Here is a 21,509-nt window from a genome sequence, read left to right as displayed (position 1 = left end):
AATTTCGTAATCAAATTAGATTCTCTCTGAAATATAATAAAAGCTCACGATTTCAATAAGAGGGTGGCGAACGAATTGAATACCTACGGTGAGGTTGTTCGAAATATACGGACCAATAAGGGATTAAGTCAAAAAGAAGTGTATTTAGATATTATCTCGAAATCATATGCCATTGAATTTGAAAAAGGAAACCATGAGATCACATTAAGGCTGTTAGAACAAATTTTAAATCGACTTATGATGGGGATTGATGAATTTTTCTACATTTATAGAGGTTATAAACTATCTAAACACGATACATTTACCAACAAATATTCCAAAGCTGGAAACAATAACGATCTCGAAGCATTAATTGAGATTTATCAAGAACTACATCAGAGAGAGGATCTGACCTCAAAAATTCATCTGGCAGAAGTCAGGTCTCGTATAAGATTATTGAAGCACTTTAACTTGACGGGTCAGTTTGAGAAGAATGTCATTTTGACAGAAGATATCGAGACGATCACTAACTATCTCAACAATCTCCAATCCTGGACCCTCCAAGAAATGCAGCTGTTCACAAATACTTTAAATTACATAGATTACGATCAAAGAGATATACTCTTTCAAACGCTTATTAAGTCTATGAAAAAATATGAAGCTCACGAACGCGGACGAGATGTCATATGTGTAATGCTAACCAATATGATTTACGAATTAATTATGATCAATCAAATAAGCTATGCAGAGATCTTACTAGAGAACTTAAATAATATTAGCAGTCCTCAATATCAAACGCTGTTCTTTAAGATTGTATATAAGTATTATAACGGTCTAATTAAAATTAAAAGGAACAGTAAAGAAGAAGGAACGAAGCTTGCTCAATCAGCAATTGATGTATTATATGAATTTGGCGAGCCCTATCAAGCAAAAACATTAGAGTCTATATTGTCACAGATCTTACAATAGAGTTTCTAGAGGGTGGTGATGATTTCTGTTGCATAAGGGAATCTTGACTTTTTTATCATGATTATTTTCTTATCCTGAGACCAGACCTGCTGACCTCCAGAAAAGAAGCAAAGAATAAGGATAAAGCAGATAAGTTTCCTATATTTTTCACTAACCTACTTTTATTATAATGGGGCTATCTGATGTAAGGAGGATTTCCATGATGACAGCAAAAAAATTCGTATGTTCCTCAGCAGAACCCATTGTACAGACCAAAGCTGGAAAAATGAGAGGCTTTCAGGTCAACGGCACTTATACCTTTCACGGGATAAAGTACGCAGATGCCAAGCGCTTCCAGATGCCCACAGAGGTAGCACCTTGGGAGGGAATTAAGGATGCACTCGCTTACGGTTATGTGTCTCCCATGTTAACCCAGGATCAGCCCGTCATGGAAGTGCTGGTTCCTCACCGTTACTGGCCTATGGATGAGAATTGTCAGTATCTGAACATCTGGACCCAGAGCCTTGAACCGCAGGCCAAAAAACCTGTTATGGTATGGCTACACGGGGGCGGTTTCGCAGCTGGCTCTTCTATTGAACAGGTAGCTTATGAAGGAGACAAGCTTAGCGAGTTCGGCGATGTGGTCGTAGTAACCTTAAATCACCGATTGAATATTCTGGGATACATGAACCTGTCTGCTTTTGGAGATAAATACGTCAATTCCGCTAATGCCGGAAATGCCGATATGGTGGCAGCTTTAAAATGGATCCAGGAAAACATTACAGCTTTCGGCGGCGACCCGGACAATGTGACCATCTTCGGACAGTCTGGTGGCGGTATGAAGGTATGGACACTAATGAATACTCCGGCAGCAGACGGCCTGTTCCATAAGGGCGTTATCCAGAGCGGATTAATTGATGGTTTTTTGGACACCCGCAAGACCGATAGCACCGCCATAATAAAGGCACTGTTAGCAGAGCTTAATCTTGGCGAGGACGAAGCAAAAAAATTGGAAGCGGTTCCTTATCCTCAGTTAGCAGCAGCCTATAATAAAGTTGCACCGGCGCTCGCAATGCAAGGGGAATACATTGGCGGCAATCCTATGCCTAATGAATTCTATGTAGGCGATCCAAGAGAGGTGGGCTTTACCGAGCATGCGAAGACCATTCCGGTATTGATTGGTAGCGTATTTGGTGAGTTCGCTTTTGGTCCCGGTGTTCCTAACAAGCAGGACGTGTCTGAGGATGCCACCATGGAGATGCTGACTCAAAAGTATGGCAATCATACGGAGAAGCTGGTCACACAATTTAAGGAAGCGTATCCGGATAAACACTTGTCCGACCTGCTATTCTTAGATACCTTCTTCCGTGTTCCAACCAAGGACTTTATTGAGAAGAAATCCGGACACGAGGAAGCTCCTACCTACTCCTACTTATTTGCTTATGAATTTCCTTTTGAGGGCGGCAAGACAGCATGGCACTGTGCTGAGATCCCTTTCGTGTTCCATAATACGGAACGTGTTCCCGTGTGCCTCATTCCGGGAGTTTCCGATCGGATGGAGGAACGCATCTGTGGTGCCTGGGTAAGCTTTGCACGCTATGGCAATCCTAACATCCCTTCCCTCCCCCAGTGGCCGGCATGTAAACCGGGAGATGAGGCAACCATGATTTTTGACCGCAACTGTGTAGTAAAGCATAATTTTGATCATGCGTTGATGGATACTTTATTGAAAACGAACCCGAAGCTGCCTTTCCTGCCAAGCAATGAAGCCGAAGAAGAAGGATTTATTTTGCATTAAGCAATCCCCCCTCGAAAAACTCTTTGATTCGGGTCAAAAAACTCCCTTCTGTCTGCTAAATATCGCAGATAAAAGGGAGTTTTTCTAATCTATTATTATTGGTCAGCCTTTAGACAAAATTAATTTTAAATTTGAGAACTGCTGTGGAATATAAAATTTAGTATACATTAACGGATAATCTGGCTCTGTTTTGTCGTAAAGGGTTTCTAGTAGTAAAAAGCACTCGTTCTGCCCCATTAATTTATCTTTCCGATCTGCTAAGTTAACGGTATGCGTATATTTTATTTCAATATTCCCATGGTTAGCATCTACATAAGCCTGATTCTCTAGAAAATCCAGCATTCTCTCTTTACTATCAAGATCCAAAGATAACCTCTCAACTGTTTGCATAGACATAAAAGTAAAAGCGTAAGCATGTAGCTCTCCTCCTGCTCTATACAAACGTTCCAAAGCTACAACTGTAGCTGAATCTCTTCTTAATACTTGTTTGGTATGTTCCGTTTGCGGGTCCAGCCGATAATGTAGATCTACTTGGTCAAATGCGCTTATATGACATTTATGCATGGGGTTGCTCAGTTTCTCTAATTGAGTATCCTCTTGTTTAAAAGAAGATTCAAGTACAAAGTTCCCCTTACCACGAACATTTCTTACTAATCCATCATCTTGCAAAAGAACTAAAGCTTGCCTTAAAGTAGCGCGACTAACCCCTAGTTTTTTGGCTAAATCCGGTTCTGAAGGAAGCTGGCTACCTACGAGGTATTCTCCTTTGTTAATCTGAAGAAGAAGCTCATCATATACACTGATATAAAGCGGCCGTTTCAATTTATCTAGTTTATGCGTGTTCATTCATCTAATGTCCTTTTCTCCCCATTATGACACATCATTTTTCAAGCGACAAGGAATGTCATTCTCTGCTTCAATCGCAACGTAAAAACCTCCAAAAAGAAACTTTGGAGGTTTTTATGCGATATCAATTATTTAAGAAATGGCAGGAAAGACTCACCGTTGTCTGGCATATCAACATCAAAGTTATCTGCTATAGTCGCACCGATATCAGCAAAGGTATCATGCTCAGGTAATGCGCCACTGTCCTTTAATTGCTTGGAATAGACTAGGACAGGAATAAACTCACGAGTATGGTCTGTACCAGGGAAGGTTGGGTCATTTCCATGGTCAGCCGTAATGATTAACAAATCATCTTCTAGAATGGAATCGAATACCTCATCTAATCGTTTATCAAATTCCTCTAATGCTCTTCCATAGCCTTCCGGATCACGACGATGACCGTATAAAGCATCGAAATCAACTAAATTCAAAAAGCTCATTCCAGTGAAATCTTTCTTAATTACATCAAGCAGTTTATCCATGCCATCCATATTGTCTTTTGTACGAATGGATTCAGTAACGCCTTCACCATCGAAAATATCATTGATTTTACCAATGGCGATGACATCATAACCTCCGTCTTGCAAGCTATTCATAACGGTTTTATGAAATGGTTTCAAGGCATAGTCATGACGATTGGAGGTTCTCGTAAATTTCCCGGGTTGGCCTACATAAGGTCTGGCAATAATACGACCAATTAAATAGGCAGGGTCTTTGGTGATTTCCCGAACCTTCTCACAAATATCATATAACTCTTCTAATGGGATGATTTCTTCATGAGCTGCAATTTGCAGAACCGGGTCAGCAGAGGTATAAACGATCAGATCCCCTGTTTTCATTTGATGCTCGCCATATTCATCAAGAATAGCCGTTCCACTTGCAGGCTTATTCGCTACTACTTTTCGGCCAGTTATATCCTCGATCTGTTTAATTAATTCGTCGGGGAATCCATTTGGATACACATTAAAGGGTTGATCAATATTTAAACCCATGATCTCCCAATGACCTGTCATTGTATCTTTCCCGACTGATTTTTCCTGTAATTTAGTATAATAAGCAAGTGGTTTCTCAGCTTTCGGAACACCTAAGATTTCTTCAATATTGGACAGACCCAATTTGGCCAGGTTGGGCAGATTTAATCCGTTCATATGTTCTGCAATGTGTAAAAGGGTATGGGAGCCAACATCGTTAAATTGATCCGCGTCTTTTCCTTCTCCAATGCCTACTGAATCCATGACGATCAAATGTACACGTTTAAATTTCTTCATTCTACTCTCATCCCTTATCTAGTAATTAAAAGTAATATAACCGGAACGACTTTACATAATAGGCTTCCAATATCTCATGCTGTATAAACTTTATATCGTTTACATTAGTTTCACATAGAAGGAAAGCATTTACGCTAACTCTAATGCGATCTCCATCATTTTAGTAAATGCAGTTTGGCGTTCCTCCGAAGTGGTCTGTGCTCCTGTAATGAGATGATCACTCACTGTTAGAATGCACAGCGCATTTACACGTGCTTGGATAGCGTTCCAATAGAGGGCTACAGATTCCATTTCAACGCCCAAAATCCCTACATCCTGCCACTTTTTATTAGCTTCCCGATCCGCATTATAAAATATTTCACTGGATAAAATATTACCAATATGAACCTTTTGTCCTTTATCATCTGCTATTTTTTTAGCTTTCTCCAAAAGCTCAAAAGAAGCCGTTAGTGGATATTGTCCAGGTAAATTATATTGATGACCATAATTGGAATCCGTTGCAGCTCCCATACCGAAAATTACATCGTATAGCTCAATGTTTTCTTGCATTGCACCACAGGTACCAATTCTGATTAAATTCTTAACTCCAAATACATTGATTAATTCCCAAGAATAAATCCCCATGCTCGCTGGACCCATTCCCGTACCCATAACAGAGATTTTCTTCCCTTTGTAAGTACCGGTATATCCTAACATTCCTCTTACCTCGTTAAAGCACTGGTAATCTTCTAAAAAAGTTTCCGCAATGAACTTAGCTCTTAAAGGATCACCAGGCAACAGAATCGATTCAGCGATCTCTACCCCGTTCGGTTTAATATGAGGTGTCTCTTTGGTAATAGTCATCAATTTGATTGGCTCCTTTAGTAGAAAATGCACTTATTTGTCTTGTCTATTTTTTAGACAAGTACAATTTATCATAACTTTTCCGGGGTTGCAAGCCCTTTCAACAAACCGTATTCATGAAAGATTTGTGAAAAACGGTGTCTCCAGCACAACCCTTTACTTGAGAAATAAAAAAACTCCCCTTTATTTGCTGGATAACGCAAATAAAAGAGAGTTTTTTTGAAATCTATAGTTGCACCGATCCTATTCCCACTCGATTGTTGCTGGTGGTTTCGAAGTGATGTCATACACTACGCGGTTTACATTCTCAACTTCGTTGACGATACGTACCGAGATTTTCTCAAGAATATCCCATGGGATACGCGCCCAGTCAGCCGTCATGCCGTCGATGGAAGTTACTGCGCGCACACCTACTGTGTAGGAATAAGTACGAGCATCCCCCATAACACCAACACTCTTCATGTTAGGCAGGGCAGTGAAGTATTGCCAAATTTCACGGTCTAATCCCGCTTTAGCAATTTCCTCTTGCAGAATGTAGTCAGAGTCGCGAACGATAGTAAGCTTGTCCTCTGTTACTTCACCTAAGACACGGATAGCAAGACCTGGACCAGGGAAAGGCTGACGCCAAACGATAGCACGTGGCATTCCCAGCTCTTCACCCAGTTTACGAACCTCATCCTTAAACAAGGTATTTAGTGGCTCGATCAAGCTGAATTTCATGTCTTCCGGCAAACCGCCCACATTGTGGTGAGATTTAATCGTTTGTGCCGTAGCTGTTCCGCTCTCAACGATATCCGTATACAGTGTACCTTGTGCAAGGAATGCGAAATCTCCGAGCTTAGCCGACTCTTCGTCGAAGCAGTAGATAAACTCGTTACCGATGATTTTACGTTTTTGTTCAGGATCTTCAACACCTGCAAGCTTGCTCATGAAGCGCTCGCGTGCATCGATTTTCACGACATGAATATCGAATTTACCTACGAAGGTCTCCATAACACTTTCAGCTTCACCTTTACGCAAAAGACCGTGATCAATAAACATACAAGTTAATTGGTCACCGATTGCACGGTGAATAAGCATTGCAACTACGGAAGAATCTACGCCACCGCTAAGTGCGCAGAGTACTTTTTTGTCTCCAACTTGGTTACGAATATCTTGAATAGCTTCATCAATAAACGATTCCATCGTCCATTTGCCGTCGCAGCCGCAAATTTGATACAAGAAGTTCGAGATCATCTCATTACCATGTACAGAGTGACGTACTTCTGGGTGGAATTGAACCGCGAACAATTTACGCTCATCATTGCTCATTGCCGCGATTGGAGCACTTTCAGTTCCTGCCTCCAGCTTGAATCCTGTTGGAAGTTCAACTACATGGTCACCATGGCTCATCCATACCGTCTGACGGCTCTCTAGCCCAGCAACTAGTGCAGTACCATCTTCAAAATCAATATCGGCTTTACCATATTCACGTTTAGCGGAGCGTTCCACTTTACCGTCAAGTTGGTGAGCCATTAGCTGCATACCATAGCAAATACCGAAGATCGGTACTCCTAAATCATAGATCGCTGGATCTACATGTGGAGCATCTTCAGCATATACACTGCTAGGGCCACCAGAGAAGACAATCCCTTTAGGTGCAAGCGCTTTGATCTTGTCTACTGGCGTATTGTACGGCAAAAGTTCGCTGTATACTCCCAGGTCCCGAATTCTGCGCGCGATAAGTTGGTTGTATTGTCCCCCAAAATCGAGAACGACGATAATTTCATTTGGCTTATTCATTACGAGCCTCCCTTGATTATTGGATTCATTATACTCATGGTTAATTCTCATCGTCAAGGAAAGGAGAACACACTTCTCATAATAGGAGAGAGTTAAACTTCATGAAGAACATTCCTTTCCATGGAAGGAATTGTATAGCAGCATCAGCTGTTCTGACCGATTAAGTTAACCGGAAGGTGATGATCAGGCATTCACGTATAAACGCGGACGCATCATGAGTAGTAAGCTCGCTGATCTCTGCGGGTGATGCTGGCGCCGCAGACATTGCAGGGATTGCAGATATCATAGACCTTGCTGACATTCTAGACGTTACAGACATTGTAGGCATTTCGTTCACGAGTTCGGCTGCGACGATGGCTGAAGTCGCAGGCGCGTACGCCAGGGTCTCCCACTGGCGTACGAACTGCCGGACGGCTTCGCTTAGTCCGGCATCGTAGATCTGCAGGGAGTCCACATACTCCCTGCCAGTGACACCGGGCGGCGGCGGTCCATACCGCTCCGCCAGCCCGTGCCAAGCTAGAGAGGCAGCGCGCAGCTGCCTCTCGCGGCTCATGCTGCTGGCGCTGCGCGCGGCCAGCAGCAGAGCCAGGCTACGCCGCCAGCGCCAAGCGGCGGCGGGAAGCAGCGCCGCGGCAGCGAGCGGCGCGGCAGAGGTCCCGCCCGCCATCGGCAGGGCGGGCAGGCCCGCGCTTCGCGCAGCTTGCGGCGCGAGCGAGGCTGTAGCAGGCAGCGCCGGCGCGGCGAAGCCGGCGGCAAGGGCGGGGCCAGGCGTTGGGTCGAATGGGACCCAACCGGCGCCGGCGAAATAGACCTCCACCCAAGCATGGGCATCGCCCTGGGTGACTAAATACTTCGCCGGCATAGTATCGTCCTGCAAGGTCCCAGGCCCAAAGCCTTGAACATAACGAGCAGGAATTCCTGCACTGCGCAGCAGTACGGTCATAGCTGTTGCAAAATGAACACAGTAGCCTTGTTTTGTCTCAAATAAAAAGTGATCCACAAAATCAGATCCGGATGGTGGAACCGTTGTGTTCAACGTATAGGAATATCCATGTTGTAAGTAATCCTTAATGGCAGTTACGGAGTCATAGCGGTTACCTGAAGAAGCTGTAAGCATCTCCGCCAGATCTCTCACTCGTACGGGTAACAAATCTGGCAATTGCAAATACTTGCCTATAACTTCCTGGGGATCGTTACTGCTTAAACCACGAAGCAGTACTGGATCGCTTTCAGGAAGTAAGGACTCCACTGAATATTCTATGATCCGTGCAGAGCCTATTGAATCAGGCAGACGAAAACTCTCTCTGTCTATGTTAGACAGCACATATCCCAGTTTACTTCCGCCCAAGAGTTCAACCGACTCAACATCAGTTATTATTCCCGCATTAAATAAAGGAATTCCCCCGGAAGAAGGGGTGGCAAATTGTATCCGCTGTTGAAGTGTTCGTTTCCTAGTTTCATCGCTTAGCATCAATGAAGGATTCTTTGGAATACCAGACAGATTAAGCGGCATAAACTCTTCGCCCCCCCTGATCCATCGGCGACCATCGTAGTAAGCAATGCTCTCACCTCGCCAGTAAGTACGCTCGCTAGTTATAGCTGTAAAGACTGGTTCAGTATTGCGGGATAACGGAGCACCGAGTTCACCGTCATTCGAACTATACCCTGTTGTTCCTGAAGCATTAGACGCCTTTTCTTCTGGCAAATGGCCTGAAGCCCAAGTCTGCAGCTTCTGAAATGTCGATTGCAACGTAAGCTCGCTGGTTGGTCTTGCCCCGAGCAGCTGCCCACCGAACCATGCTGTTGCCATCACGACAATGGCTGTCGCCAAAGTCAGCCCTCCCCAACGCGCATAAGGCAGTGCAGTAACTCCCTCACGTTCTTGAAGACGCAGGAGACCACTCATCGCGTGCATCCAAAAAATAAGACCCATTGATATCACAATATCCATTGTGGTATTGACGTCAAAGCCCATATCCAAGATCAGCAAGTAAATGATTGTAACTGCAGTGAATAGCACAGTACTCCCTCGGAAGAGTGCAAGCTGCTGTACTGAGGATACCAATAGCCCCCAACCTACAATCAATATCAAAAGCCTGCTGATCTCGCTTAACTGAGAAACATGTCCAGAAAGAAGCAGAATGAGATCATTCGGAATTTCGTCCGCATAAATCCCTAACCACCCTATGCCTTCGCCCCCACTGCATAAGTAAAGCCATGCTGAAACAGTAATAAGAAATTGAATACTTAGCAGTAGCCACCCCGGAATCTGAAATATCCCCCATAACAGCAACACTGCCGCCAATACCATTAGAACTTGTAGCATCTTGGAGGTATCTTCTAATAAAGCAGACCTATATAAAGGGAGTAACCATTCAATAAATAGCCCCATAATGGCCAAAGAGAACAGCAAACGATAGTACAGAGGCACTTTTCTCTGCTTACCGGCATGTCTGTTCTCTATTTGCCCCAAATTGAACTGAAAGCCATTCATAGCCAGTTCTGTATCACCCGATTTTCCCTTACCGTAGTGTTGGTTTTCCGGATGATTCATGGAACTCTACCTCCCTGAATCTGAATGCTGGCAATGCATCATCCAGACAAAACATTCGTGCTCCAAGACGAGCCAAACTATCTCCGACAGTTCCCCTTCCAGGCTGGCGAGCCTCCCCTGGCTTCGGTGCTGATTGGTCCCAAGCATAATAAAGCTCCACCTTCACACCTTGCATCAAGAACTTGGCAATCACCTTGGCAGATTCCTCTTCTAGTCGTCCCGTGATAATGGCTACTGTCATCCCCGGAATCCAGCCTCGGGAAGCATCATCAAGCAGCAGCGACAGGTTTCTAGTGCCATCCAGAGAAATTTCAGTCAGAATATCCAGCACTCTCCCTGGGATTTTACCCAGACCTTCATGTCTAGCCATACCTTCTGGCCAACCGCCGCTAAACAACTGAACATAAGCACCTGAACGCTCAGCGGAGAGCATCAGCCCCATCGCTGTCGACACCGCTTTCTCAAATGCTGGAGGCGAATCGTCTCGGCTCCCACGAGGTTTAAGCGCATCTGTAGGAACCTCGTAGCTGAACGGGTCATTAGCCAATACGATACAGGTCATTCTTGCCTTTTCCCGTTCTGGAACTTTGCTCTGCAGTGCTCCCGTTCTTGCACTATTCTTCCAATGAATTCGGCTAAGTGGATCTCCTGGCTCATAATCCCTGGATTCCAAAGCCTCATCACTGATGCTTCTTCCCCGTCTAGAATACAAGGTGTCACCCGTCATAAATCCGCTATCTGGTACAGTTCCACCAAAGTATAAAGGCGCTGGCAGCACCTTAAAACTCTGTCCTCCATCCGGTTCAGATCTTCCCGTGAACCAACCCGGAAAATCTCCCCAAGTTACTCTACAGCCCAGCAGATGATGATTGCCGCGAGATAAATTTTCAATCGTGTATGTGTATGAAAAAGAACGTTTGAATCCAGGAAATAGCAGCTTCTGATGATGGCTATCGCCCCAATAATCGGCAATGGTCATCCAAGGGAGAGGCAACCGAGAAGAGAAGCTCAGCTGTACCTTCACATGAAGTGTATTTCCAGCCATCGGTCTCGCAGGAGTAATCGTACGAACTAGCTTAATCGTCCGTGGACCAGAGAGCTGAAGCATAAGTCCACCGAGCATAATAACTCCAACAACGATCAGGAGAAACAGCAAAGACGGACCTCCTCGCCAAACATATAAAGCACCTATAATTCCAGCCACAGTTAGCATCCTTAACCATTCCATCAGAGCACTTCGGCTACGCGGATAAGAGAAGCTTTTGACACTTCCGGCATCTTTCTTCAATTGATCAATTAGTGATGAAGAGGACAATGGGACACCCATCCTTTGGTCATAGACTTGTTCCCAGCTCAGGAACTTATTACTATCTATTCTTCCCATGAAAAAGGGTGCCCAGACATTTGTTTTTTCTTTTTACTAGACAGCCTCAGCTCTTCTTTCAGAATGTTTTTACCCGGCGTTCTACTTCAGTAACGCTTATATTAAGCGGAGGATGACCTGTTGTCTCCAGCAGTTCTCGTAGCGATACCCAGATCGATCCACCAATCATTTCTACCCTCGCATCGATTGTCTTTTGACCGTTATCAGGATGGTTTAGAATCAATTGTTTGTTCATTACATCGGCAATGACCGCTTTCCCGTTCCAATCTATTTCTCCACTTCGGCTATTCACATCCCAGCTAACTCGCCCTCCAAGCCGTTCAATTACAGCACGAAGCGGAACCATATACTGTCCATTTCGCACGGAATATTCCCCGGGATTCAGCTTCGTCTCCAACTTTCCGACCTCCAGAATCAATGGCTTTCCAGGCGCAAAGAGCTCCGCATTCGGTGTGATATTTGAGGCGACCCAAGCTTCTGAAGGCTTTTTCCGCCCCAAATTAGTGGCTTTTGCAGAGACTCTAAATTGTACAGGTTCTACCGTTTCATCCAATAGGCCAAAGTCATATCCAGCCGCCTTATAGCGTGCAATAATGTCCGGCAGCGCTTTGACGCTCTCTTGATGACCGCCACCATCATGTAGTAGTAAAATAACCTGGGAAGACTTCATATCCATTGTGGATTCCTTCAAAATTTCTGAGGCTGGCACGCCTTTCCGTTTAGAATCGCCGCTATCCACCGTCCAATCCATCACCTTATAACCTGCTTGCTTCAATAAATTGAAATAGGTATTATCAAAATGATCATAGGTTCCACCTGGGGCGCGGATAAGCTGTGGCCGAACCCCTGTAATCCCCTGAACAATCTCTTCAGTCTGTTTAATTTGATTCCAAAATTCCGTGAATCCACTATATAAATCATGGTAATTATGATTATAGGTATGATTGCCAATCGCATGGCCCTGTTCCCATATGGAGTCGATGAGCTCAGGATGGCTTTTCGCTTGATTACCAAGAACAAAAAAGGTTGCCTTCACACCTTCCTGATGTAAAGTTTCAAGTACATTGAAGGTGTTATCGCTAGGTCCGTCGTCAAATGTAATATAGACTGTTTTTTTAGATTTTTTGGCTGCTGTGATTGCAGAACTCGTTGTCGAAACCTTGGATATTTTCTCTACCCCATTAGCTTGAGGGAGTTGAGTCACAGTAAGGGCCGCACTTGAAGAGGAGTGAACTTCCGGAGATGCAGAAGCGAGTGGTTCTACTGCAGATGGCAAATCTTGCATCGTCGCTGCGGTAAGCTTATTCTTAACAGATACAGACTCGGCGCTAGCGGGCTGCAAGGATCGGAGCTCCCATGAATTCAAGTTTTTCCCTATACTCCATCCGAGCATTACGATGAATATTACAACCATAACGAGCAATCCGCTTATCAACTTTCGGCGGCTGTGTGCGCTTTTATTACCCTTCATCTTCTCTACCTCCAGCATTCTATTGGCTTAAAAGCCATTTGGTAGATTGTATGAAGACAAGCTGTAAAATAGAATAAGGCAACTGCCTCTTGGAGAGTGACAATCTTATGGAAATGCTGAGTTTTATACAAGAATTATTCACCAAATATGGATATAGCGTATTATTCTTTGGATTACTTCTCGAGTTCGTTGCCCTGCCCTTTCCCGGAGAGACCACTATGGCGTTTGCCGGTTTCCTTTCCTATACTGGGAGACTTGATTTCTTTACGCTAATTGTAGTTGCTTTTGCAGGCACCACAGCTGGGATGACCCTCACCTATTTTGTCGGATTAAAAGCCGGTATGCCCTTTATCCAGCGATATGGAAAATGGTTTCTATTCTCACCTACTAAGCTAGAAAAAACACAGAAATGGTTTGAGAAATACGGAAGCTTTCTAATTTTTATCGGTTATTTCATTCCAGGGGTACGGCACTTTACAGGTTATTTTGCTGGTATTATCGCGCTTCCCTTCCGTAAATTCGCCCTATATGCTTATAGTGGAGCCGTATTCTGGGTAGTACTGTTTCTTAGCATCGGAAAGGTGTTTGGTCCACAGTGGATGGGCATCTTCCATTTGTTCGAGTCATATGCGCTTTGGATTATTTCTGGTGGTGCAGTAATAGCAGCTCTTGTGATCATTTACCGTTATCGCAAAAACATTGGTGCCCGCCTCTTCCCTGGCAAAGCTGCCACTCGGATTCAGGCCCAGATTAAAAAACCTTCCAAGGAGCGGTGAATTCACCGCTCTTTTTACTACGTATCAACGCATACCCTGCCAATAGTATAGCAATTATAGAGAACCCTGCTCCCCCAGCAAAACCCAGCGCCCGAGGCTCCATCCATTCTAATAACCACCCCGCGACCAGCATGGATAACCCAAGCAGCGTATTTCCTACTGCCGACAAGAGTCCAAAAATAACAGGTTGCATAGCGGAAGGCGTCTCTCGCATAACCAGTGTATCCAGGCAAGCATTCCCCGTCCCTCCGGCAAAAGATAATAAAATATATAACATAAAAACCATCGTAAAATGATTGCTAACACTGATGCTCATCAGCAGTAATCCTTCGATCATAAGCCCACCAATCGCAACACCCAGTAGCCCTTTTGTTACATATCGTCCGGCAAAAAAACTGAGACTAAGCCCGATTCCGAGCGCTGCATAAAAAGCCCCTACTCCAATATCTCCCGCTTCAAATTCCTGTACTGCATATACACTAATCAGTACATTATCCAGACCATTCAGCATCGGAACAAGCAGCTCATACCCGAAAATAACCTGTAACGTGATACTCCCGCTGATTAAAATCCACAGCGCACGCGTTTTACTTGTCTTTTGCTGACGGTCTACTTTAGTTTTGAGTTTATCCGGAGAACCTATCTTTCTCTTATCCTCATTTACCCTATTAGTATTTTGTGGAATATCGATACCGTAGATTAAGAGCGCTGCGACCATAAAGGATATTGCATTCATCACGAATGCTGCCTCTGGGCCGAACCACATCGAAACTACACCCCCACTTAATGCACCCAATATAAGTACACAGCCACTCATAAGCTGCTCTAGTCCATTAACGGTCAGTAAAGAGTCTTTGGTCACCAACAAAGGAATGGAGGATTTACGAACAGGACTGTAGATCGCTTCCCCCGCCGCCAGCAAAAAACTCGCTATATATAACAGCCATAGCTTATCTTCCCCATCTACCCACAAAAAGGTTAGTGCAACCGGAACCCTAAGCACATCCGTAGCGATCATAATGTATTTACGAGGGAATTTGCTGCCAAGTACACCTCCAAGCGGTGCCAGAAACAAATAAGGAAGCAGCCGCACACCTAGCGATATCCCCACAGCCATCCCTGACCCCGTTAATTGCAGCACCAATGCCAACACGGCAACACTAGTAAAACGATCACCGATTCCATTGATTAGTCCGGCTGTGAACAGACGTGAATATCCCTTTTGAGCTTTAAAAATTGCAATAGCTGTTTGGTTACTCATTATCGTAAACCTCGCTCCATCTATTTATATGAACATCTAATTAGATATTAATCGAATTATTATTTTATGACAATGCTTTATTTTCAAGAATTTGCTAAGATGTAGTACATCATTACATAACGAAATTATCCGAAAAGGAGGGCTCTACCTTTTGAAAATTGATCGATTGCTCTCTATCGTCATTCTACTAATGAACCGGCGTCTCATTCAGGCGAAGGAGCTCGCCGACATGTTCGAAGTGTCCGTGCGTACCATTTACCGTGATATTGAAAGTATTAATGGGGCTGGAATTCCTATCGTCACCTATCAGGGATCGGGCGGTGGTATCGGCCTTATGGAAGGCTACCGGTTAGACCGCAATGTATTGACCGACCGCGAGCTGGCTGATATTTTCTCCGCTCTGCAAAGCGTCTCCTCTTATGGCGGAACTGAACACACTCTGCTCATGGAGAAGATCAGTAGCGTAATCCCGCCCTCACAGACCGCCGCTTTCCGAAGCAAAACGACCCAGCTTATCATCGATTTCTCTCCTTGGGGTCTTCAGCCTATCCTAGAAGAGAAGATTGCAACTCTAAAAGAGGCGCTGGAAGAAAACAGAACTGTGGCCTTTGATTATGTCAATGCCGAGGGGCAGTCCAGTCAGCGTTCTGTCGAGCCCTATACTTTAGTCTTAAAAGGACAAGCATGGTACTTGTATGGTTACTGCCTGCAACGCCAGGATTTCAGATTATTCAAGCTGCATCGTATGAAAGGACTCGTTAAAGAAAAACGGGAGTTCATTAGAGAAGATAGGGACATGCATGAGCTGCCCTGGAGCACTGATTATCAGCGAGTGACTTCTGCCTCAGTAGTGTCGCCAATCCTTCTGCACTTCACAGCTGAAGGCAGACATCTAGCGGAAGATCGCTTTGACTCCACTGAGCTTCAACCGGACGGACATGGTGGATATAACGTGTCCATCCATTATCCCGAGGACGGATGGCTCTATGGTTTCTTGCTCAGCTTCGGAACGGCTTTAGAAGTGCTAGAGCCGGAACATATTCGTCAGAAGCTTGGAGAGTTAGCTCTTGGGGTTGCCAAAAAATATGCAACCTCGCTTTAAACCTGACGGTATGTCGTCAGATTCATAGTTCTATAATGTACTTAAAGCGAGTGCTCATAAGCTTCGCATACTTTTAAAAGGAGTGCTGTATATGAATCAAGAGCATGTAGGGCAAATGCAAGGCGAACCGAAATTTTGTCAAAGCTGTGGGATGCCTATGCCTACGGAAGATCTACTTGGAACGAACAAGGAAGGGCAAAAGATCGAGGATTATTGTGTATACTGCTACGAAGATGGAGCATTTAAACAGCCTGATATTACGCTGCAAGAAATGTCTGACATTTGTACAGGCTACTTGGTTCAAGAAGGAATGGATGAGGCTGTCGCCCGCAAATTACTCGCCGAACAGCTGCCTCATCTGAAACGATGGAGAGGCGTAGCCAGCTCTCCTTCAACAAACTAATAATCAGCACAAAAAAGCGGACCAAGTGAATTCTTGGTCAGCTTTTTATAGGCACTTCTTCTATATGTTACCTTTTTAAGCTCAGGTCAAACTGTAGGAGCCTTCAAGTAGGGGCTGCTGCAGCGATTTAAGTGATGGTTCTAAATCAGACACAACATTCCCTTCATGACTGCTAGCAATCGACATCATCAGCTTGATTCGATTCGCTTGGTTAACTACACTAACTCCAGCATCATAATCAATGGCGACGATATTCGCACCTGGATACAACTCCTTAAGGCCCTTAATCATCCCACGCCCGGTAATATGATTGGGCAAGCAGGCGAACGGTTGAATACAAGCAATATTATTCACACCATTATCCAGCAGATCCATCATTTCTGCAGTCAGGAACCATCCCTCACCCATCTGATTTCCTACGGATACCAGTCGGCTGGCCTTCTCAGCAAGACCATAAATATTTTCCCGTCCTTTAGCCAGTCCAGCATCCTCAAGAGCTACCTTTATCGGCTTGCGATAAATCTCCAGATAGGAGATCAACATCGGATTAATATATCCTAGCCGTTTACTTTTACCGAATTGCTCGGCTTTGTAGATCGGATTATACACGCAATAAAAGATGAAATCTAAGAAGTCTGGCATTACCGCTTCTCCGCCCTCTGCCTCAATCATCTCGATGATGCGGTTGTTGGCGTCCGGATGAAATTTAATCAGGATCTCTCCAACAATGCCTACTCTTGGTTTAGTAGCACCTGTAACGGGCAGCTTACAAAAATCAGCTACAATTTCACGAATCAGACGTTTATATTCTCGGAACGAGAAGTTGACTAGGCTGACCTTACAGCGCTCCATCCCCTTACGGAATAAACGCTCAGCACTCTGTGGAACGACCTCATACGGCCTAAAATGATTTAGCAACCGCATCATTAGATCACCATAGCAAGCCGCAGCGATCAGCCGATTTGCCAGCTTAAGACTGATTCGGAAGCCTGGCTGGTTCTCCATTCCAGAAGCATTCAGCGAAATCACAGGAATCTGTTCGAGGTCTGAATCCTTTAGGGCTTTGCGGAGCAAAGAAATATAATTCGTCGCCCGGCAGCCACCGCCCGTCTGTGACATGATTACAGCGGTACGATTCGGATCATAGTCCCCACTCTTCAGTGCCGACAGAATCTGCCCTATCGTTACAATAGCGGGATAACATGCATCATTGTTAACGTATCTAAGGCCCTCTTCCGTCTCTTCAGGCCCAGTGGTTTCAAGGATCTTGAGACGGTATCCCGCATCGCGGAAGACCTGTTCAAACAATTCAAAATGAATGGGCGACATCTGCGGCGCAAGGATCGTGTACGTTTCTTTCATTTCCTTCGTGAATGCTACATTAGCCTGTATTTTAGGCGGCTTCTGTGGCAGCACCTTTCCTTTTTCCCGTTCGCGCATCGCTGCCAGCAGTGAACGCAGCCGAATGCGCGCAGCGCCAAGGTTGCTAATCTCATCGATTTTGATCAGCGTATATACTTTGTTATGCCTTTCCATAATGTCTTGTACGGCATCACAGGTGATCGCATCAATCCCACAACCGAAGGAAGTCAATTGAACAAGCTCCAGGTCGGTTCGGACTGCGGCAAGGCGGGCTGCGCGGTACATTCGGGCATGATAGGTCCACTGATTAACTACCGCCACATCCCCTTCACTTCGGTCCAGATGGCAGACAGAATCTTCTGTCAGCACGGCGAGTCCCATACCGGTAATCATATCTGCAATGCCGTGATTAATTTCAGGATCCGCATGATAAGGGTGACCACAGAGAAGTATTCCCTTGTTCCCAGTGCTGGCAAGATACGCAAGCGTCTCTTCACCTTTGGTACGCACATCACTTTTGGCGCGGTCAGCTTCAGCAAGTCCTGCCTGCACAGCATTCGCAATCTCTTCTCTCGGAATCCCTGTAAATGTCTTCACGAGTCCCTTAGTCAGCGCAGATCTATCGTCGAAGGTCAGAAACGGACTGACCAGCGTGATTCCATTATCCTTTAGCCCATCCATATTGTTGCGAATGACCTCAGGGTAAGAGGCGACCACCGGACAATTGAAATGATTATCCGCTGCTTCATCTTCCTTCTTCTCATACACTACGGCAGGATAAAAAATAAAATCGACGCCTTTACCGATCAAGCTCTGCACATGTCCGTGCGCCATCTTTGCAGGATAGCAGATCGATTCTGAAGGAATCGTATCCATCCCACTTTCATAGAGCTTCTTGCTTGATTTAGGAGAGAGAATTACCCGGTAGCCAAGTTTGGTGAAAAAAGTGTGCCAGAACGGGTAATTCTCGAACATATTCATCGTACGTGGAATACCGACAGTGCCCCGTGCTGCACCTGCCTCAGGTAATGCTTCATAGTCAAAGAAACGTTCATACTTATACTGCATCAAATTTGGCAGTACATTCTTCTCTTTCCTGCCTCCTGCACCACGCTCACAGCGATTGCCTGTAACGTAGAAGCTCTTGTCCGGGAACCGACTGATCGTTAACGCACAGTTATTTCCACAGCGGCCACAGCGACCTGAAGATACCTCGTACTTAAAGTTGGCTATTTCCTCCGGTCCAAGCAGTGTACTTTTTCCGTCAGCCCCTGCTTGCTCACGGGCAATCAGTGCACAACCGTACGCTCCCATAACGCCAGCAATATCCGGTCTGACTACCGTTCTCCCCGTTAGGCGCTCAAAGGCCCGCAATACGGCTTCGTTATAGAAGGTGCCGCCCTGAACAATAATATTCCGCCCTAAATCCTCAGGGTTGCGAATTTTAATTACTTTTTGCAGGGCATTCTTAATTACGGAATAGGCAAGACCTGCCGAAAGATCAGCCAGCGACGCACCTTCCTTCTGAACCTGCTTCACTTTAGAATTCATGAATACCGTACAGCGGGAACCCAAATTAACAGGTTTGACTGCTTCCAGCGCTGACTTGGCAAACTCCTCGATACCTAATCCGAGCGCAGAAGCAAAGCTCTCCAGAAAAGAGCCGCAGCCTGCCGAACAGGCTTCATTGAGCATTAGACTGTCGATAGCACCGCCGCGGATCTTGATGCATTTCATGTCCTGTCCGCCGATATCCAGAATAAAGTCTACCTCCGGCATGAACTTAGATGCGGCCTTGTAATGAGCAACCGTCTCCACTTCACCGCCGTCCGTCCATAAAGCGGCTTTGATTAACCCCTCTCCATAACCTGTTACATAAGAACCTGCAATATAACAGCCTTCCGGTAGAACCCGATACATTTCCTTCAGTGCCTCACTGACAGAATACAAGGGATTCCCCTTGTTGCTGCCATAAAAGGTATGTAGAATTTCGTCAGCAGAGCCGGTCAATACGAGTTTGGTTGTTGTTGACCCCGCATCGATCCCCAGATAACAAGGGCCACGATACACAGCCAGGTCTGATCTGGCAGCAGAAGCTTTACCATGGCGCTGACGGAACGCAGCAAGCTCTTCGGGGTTCTCAAACAGCGGTGGTAATTCAGCATCCGCTGCCCGATCCGCTGTAAAATCCACAGCCGCTATTCGCGCGATCCAGCCTGAAAGCGGCAAAATAGTAGGATCCGCTTCAGAGAGTGCTGATCCAATCGCTACGAAATACTGCGACCGCTCGGGGAAAAGAATATCTGACTCCGCAAGTTCAAGCGTCTCCGCAAAACGCTGACGCAGGGCTGGCAGGAAGGTTAGCGGTCCGCCAAGGAAAGCCACCCGTCCGCGAATCGGACGTCCGCAAGCGAGACCGCTGATCGTCTGATTAACAATACTCTGAAAGATTGAAGCCGCCACGTCCTCCCGGCGGGCCCCCTCGTTTAATAGCGGCTGCACATCGCTTTTGGCGAATACACCGCAGCGTGAAGCGATAGGATAGATTCGCTCATGCTTCTCTGCCAATGCATTTAAGCCCGCTGGGTCGGTCTGTAGCAGTGATGCCATCTGATCAATGAATGCTCCCGTTCCTCCCGCGCAAGCCGTATTCATACGCTGCTCAATGCCGCCTCGGAGATAGATGATCTTGGCGTCCTCACCACCCAGTTCAATCGCCGTATCGCATTCTGGAATCAGCTCGCCAATCGCCTTTGTACAGGCGATCACCTCCTGAACGAACGGTACGCCTCCCAGTTTGGATAAAGATAAGCCTGAGGAACCGCTTACAGTAAGGGCTGCGCCTCTCTCAGGAAATCTGCTCTGTACATCAGATAGAAGAGAGAGGGCTGCTTTTTTTATATCGCTATAATGTCTTACATAGTCCTGATAAACAATAGTGTTACGCTCTATAACAACCACTTTCGCAGTAGTTGATCCGATATCAAGGCCAATACGCAGCATTATCACTACACCACCTCGTCTTGCTCCAAATTTGAAGCAATTATGAGGAAACTATATCATGACAACACCTTATGAAAGCTGTTAAAAATGTAACAGACTTTTACAAAAAGTTATTAACAAACTTTATGATTTGGAAATCCCTGCTATGGCAGATGCTACATGACCCTTCACTCGTACTTTCCGCCATTCTTCCACTAAGATCCCCTGCTCATCGATCAGAAAAGTAGAACGTACAATGCCCATGAATTCTCTACCATAGAGCTTCTTAAGCTGCCATACACCGAACATTTCACTGACCTTATGATCCTCATCAGACAACAGTGGAAAGGGTAGACTGTTCTTCTCCGTAAATCTCATATGCGAAGCCAAAGGATCTGGACTGATGCCTAAAACAACCGCACCAAGCGTAGTAATCTGATCATGGGCGTCCCGGAATTCACAGGCCTCCTGCGTACAGGCTGGTGTCATATTTTTAGGATAAAAATATAAAATGACCTTTCGGCCCAGGTAATCACTTAAACTAACCTCTTGCCCGTTGGAAGACGGAAGAGTGAAATTCGGTACTTTTTGTCCAATAGCTACTACGTTCAAGTTATATCCACTCCTTCTTGATATTGGAGGATCGAGCATGAATTGCGCGTATCCCCAAAAGAAATTATAATGTAGAGAATGTGAATGCGAAAGGAAGAA

At 45.3% G+C, this 21,509-nt stretch carries 15 protein-coding genes; 5 read left to right on the top strand and 10 right to left on the bottom strand.

Annotated elements, in window-relative coordinates; translation table 11 throughout:
- Window positions 1-63 precede the first annotated feature (63 nt).
- On the top strand, window positions 64-948 hold the full coding sequence (locus NST34_RS03160) for a helix-turn-helix domain-containing protein (RefSeq protein ID WP_339244676.1): 885 nt from the start codon (window positions 64-66) through the stop codon (window positions 946-948).
- A gap of 199 nt (window positions 949-1,147) precedes the next feature.
- Window positions 1,148-2,725 carry a carboxylesterase/lipase family protein gene (locus NST34_RS03155; protein ID WP_341127110.1) on the top strand — a complete coding sequence of 526 codons (1,578 nt, stop codon included), beginning with the start codon at window positions 1,148-1,150 and terminating at the stop codon, window positions 2,723-2,725.
- 102 nt (window positions 2,726-2,827) lie between these two features.
- Here NST34_RS03155 and NST34_RS03150 read toward each other — a convergent pair whose 3' ends face one another.
- The 7 genes from NST34_RS03150 to NST34_RS03120 all read right to left on the bottom strand — a co-directional run bounded on the left by NST34_RS03150 (window position 2,828) and on the right by NST34_RS03120 (window position 12,912).
- Window positions 2,828-3,571, bottom strand: coding sequence for a GntR family transcriptional regulator (locus tag NST34_RS03150; protein ID WP_076285857.1), 744 nt, complete (start codon window positions 3,569-3,571; stop codon window positions 2,828-2,830).
- Between the two features lie 128 nt (window positions 3,572-3,699).
- Entirely contained in the window at window positions 3,700-4,878 is a 1,179-nt protein-coding gene (gene deoB, locus NST34_RS03145; RefSeq protein WP_076285858.1) for a phosphopentomutase, read from the bottom strand.
- Between the two features lie 129 nt (window positions 4,879-5,007).
- On the bottom strand, window positions 5,008-5,721 hold the full coding sequence (deoD, locus tag NST34_RS03140; protein WP_341127109.1) for a purine-nucleoside phosphorylase: 714 nt from the start codon (window positions 5,719-5,721) through the stop codon (window positions 5,008-5,010).
- Window positions 5,722-5,964: 243 nt separating this feature from the next.
- The gene (guaA, locus tag NST34_RS03135) at window positions 5,965-7,503 is read right to left on the bottom strand and encodes a glutamine-hydrolyzing GMP synthase (protein WP_341127108.1); all 1,539 of its coding nucleotides are present in this window, start codon (window positions 7,501-7,503) and stop codon (window positions 5,965-5,967) included.
- 160 nt (window positions 7,504-7,663) lie between these two features.
- The gene (locus tag NST34_RS03130) at window positions 7,664-10,057 is read right to left on the bottom strand and encodes a DUF4129 domain-containing transglutaminase family protein (RefSeq protein ID WP_341127107.1); all 2,394 of its coding nucleotides are present in this window, start codon (window positions 10,055-10,057) and stop codon (window positions 7,664-7,666) included.
- Window positions 10,026-11,441: a DUF58 domain-containing protein gene (locus NST34_RS03125; RefSeq protein ID WP_081383094.1), complete on the bottom strand. Its 1,416-nt coding sequence runs from the start codon at window positions 11,439-11,441 to the stop codon at window positions 10,026-10,028. The genes NST34_RS03130 and NST34_RS03125 overlap by 32 nt, the downstream gene beginning before the upstream one ends.
- A gap of 58 nt (window positions 11,442-11,499) precedes the next feature.
- Window positions 11,500-12,912, bottom strand: coding sequence for a polysaccharide deacetylase (locus NST34_RS03120; protein WP_341127106.1), 1,413 nt, complete (start codon window positions 12,910-12,912; stop codon window positions 11,500-11,502).
- A gap of 107 nt (window positions 12,913-13,019) precedes the next feature.
- Between NST34_RS03120 and NST34_RS03115 the strand changes: the two genes are divergently transcribed.
- On the top strand, window positions 13,020-13,688 hold the full coding sequence (locus NST34_RS03115; RefSeq protein WP_076285863.1) for a DedA family protein: 669 nt from the start codon (window positions 13,020-13,022) through the stop codon (window positions 13,686-13,688).
- On the opposite strand, the gene NST34_RS03110 is transcribed toward NST34_RS03115, so the two are convergent.
- Complete coding sequence (locus NST34_RS03110; RefSeq protein WP_341127105.1) at window positions 13,663-14,949, bottom strand: MFS transporter; 1,287 nt, start codon at window positions 14,947-14,949, stop codon at window positions 13,663-13,665. The two genes, NST34_RS03115 and NST34_RS03110, sit on opposite strands and share 26 nt — an antisense overlap.
- A gap of 151 nt (window positions 14,950-15,100) precedes the next feature.
- On the opposite strand from NST34_RS03110, the gene NST34_RS03105 reads away from it, so the two are divergent.
- Both NST34_RS03105 and NST34_RS03100 read left to right on the top strand, forming a co-directional pair.
- A complete protein-coding gene (locus NST34_RS03105; RefSeq protein ID WP_076301085.1) occupies window positions 15,101-16,051 on the top strand; it encodes a helix-turn-helix transcriptional regulator in 951 nt (316 codons plus the stop codon).
- A 91-nt stretch (window positions 16,052-16,142) separates the two neighbouring features.
- Window positions 16,143-16,454 carry a zinc ribbon domain-containing protein gene (locus NST34_RS03100; protein WP_231573377.1) on the top strand — a complete coding sequence of 104 codons (312 nt, stop codon included), beginning with the start codon at window positions 16,143-16,145 and terminating at the stop codon, window positions 16,452-16,454.
- Window positions 16,455-16,535: 81 nt separating this feature from the next.
- Here the strand turns inward: NST34_RS03100 and NST34_RS03095 are convergent, their stop codons facing one another.
- Window positions 16,536-20,819, bottom strand: a complete 4,284-nt coding sequence (locus NST34_RS03095) for an acyl-CoA dehydratase activase-related protein (RefSeq protein ID WP_341127104.1) — start codon at window positions 20,817-20,819, stop codon at window positions 16,536-16,538.
- 123 nt (window positions 20,820-20,942) lie between these two features.
- On the bottom strand, window positions 20,943-21,410 hold the full coding sequence (gene bcp / locus NST34_RS03090) for a thioredoxin-dependent thiol peroxidase (RefSeq protein ID WP_042184684.1): 468 nt from the start codon (window positions 21,408-21,410) through the stop codon (window positions 20,943-20,945).
- Window positions 21,411-21,509: the final 99 nt, after the last annotated feature.

The organism is Paenibacillus sp. FSL H7-0714 (genome assembly GCF_038003765.1).
Classification (GTDB): domain Bacteria; phylum Bacillota; class Bacilli; order Paenibacillales; family Paenibacillaceae; genus Paenibacillus_AQ.
This window is presented reverse-complemented; position numbering and strand designations above follow the sequence as displayed.

What these genes read in the sequence shown, in the direction of transcription:
- deoB (WP_076285858.1), bottom strand. Translation starts at nt 4,878, where the DNA reads ATGAAGAAATTTAAACGTGTACATTTGATCGTCATGGATTCAGTAGGC.
- NST34_RS03115 (WP_076285863.1), top strand. Translation starts at nt 13,020, where the DNA reads ATGGAAATGCTGAGTTTTATACAAGAATTATTCACCAAATATGGATAT.
- deoD (WP_341127109.1), bottom strand. Translation starts at nt 5,721, where the DNA reads ATGACTATTACCAAAGAGACACCTCATATTAAACCGAACGGGGTAGAG.
- NST34_RS03095 (WP_341127104.1), bottom strand. Translation starts at nt 20,819, where the DNA reads ATGCTGCGTATTGGCCTTGATATCGGATCAACTACTGCGAAAGTGGTT.
- NST34_RS03100 (WP_231573377.1), top strand. Translation starts at nt 16,143, where the DNA reads ATGAATCAAGAGCATGTAGGGCAAATGCAAGGCGAACCGAAATTTTGT.
- guaA (WP_341127108.1), bottom strand. Translation starts at nt 7,503, where the DNA reads ATGAATAAGCCAAATGAAATTATCGTCGTTCTCGATTTTGGGGGACAA.
- NST34_RS03125 (WP_081383094.1), bottom strand. Translation starts at nt 11,441, where the DNA reads ATGGGAAGAATAGATAGTAATAAGTTCCTGAGCTGGGAACAAGTCTAT.
- NST34_RS03155 (WP_341127110.1), top strand. Translation starts at nt 1,148, where the DNA reads ATGATGACAGCAAAAAAATTCGTATGTTCCTCAGCAGAACCCATTGTA.
- NST34_RS03120 (WP_341127106.1), bottom strand. Translation starts at nt 12,912, where the DNA reads ATGAAGGGTAATAAAAGCGCACACAGCCGCCGAAAGTTGATAAGCGGA.
- NST34_RS03130 (WP_341127107.1), bottom strand. Translation starts at nt 10,057, where the DNA reads ATGAATCATCCGGAAAACCAACACTACGGTAAGGGAAAATCGGGTGAT.
- NST34_RS03150 (WP_076285857.1), bottom strand. Translation starts at nt 3,571, where the DNA reads ATGAACACGCATAAACTAGATAAATTGAAACGGCCGCTTTATATCAGT.
- NST34_RS03110 (WP_341127105.1), bottom strand. Translation starts at nt 14,949, where the DNA reads ATGAGTAACCAAACAGCTATTGCAATTTTTAAAGCTCAAAAGGGATAT.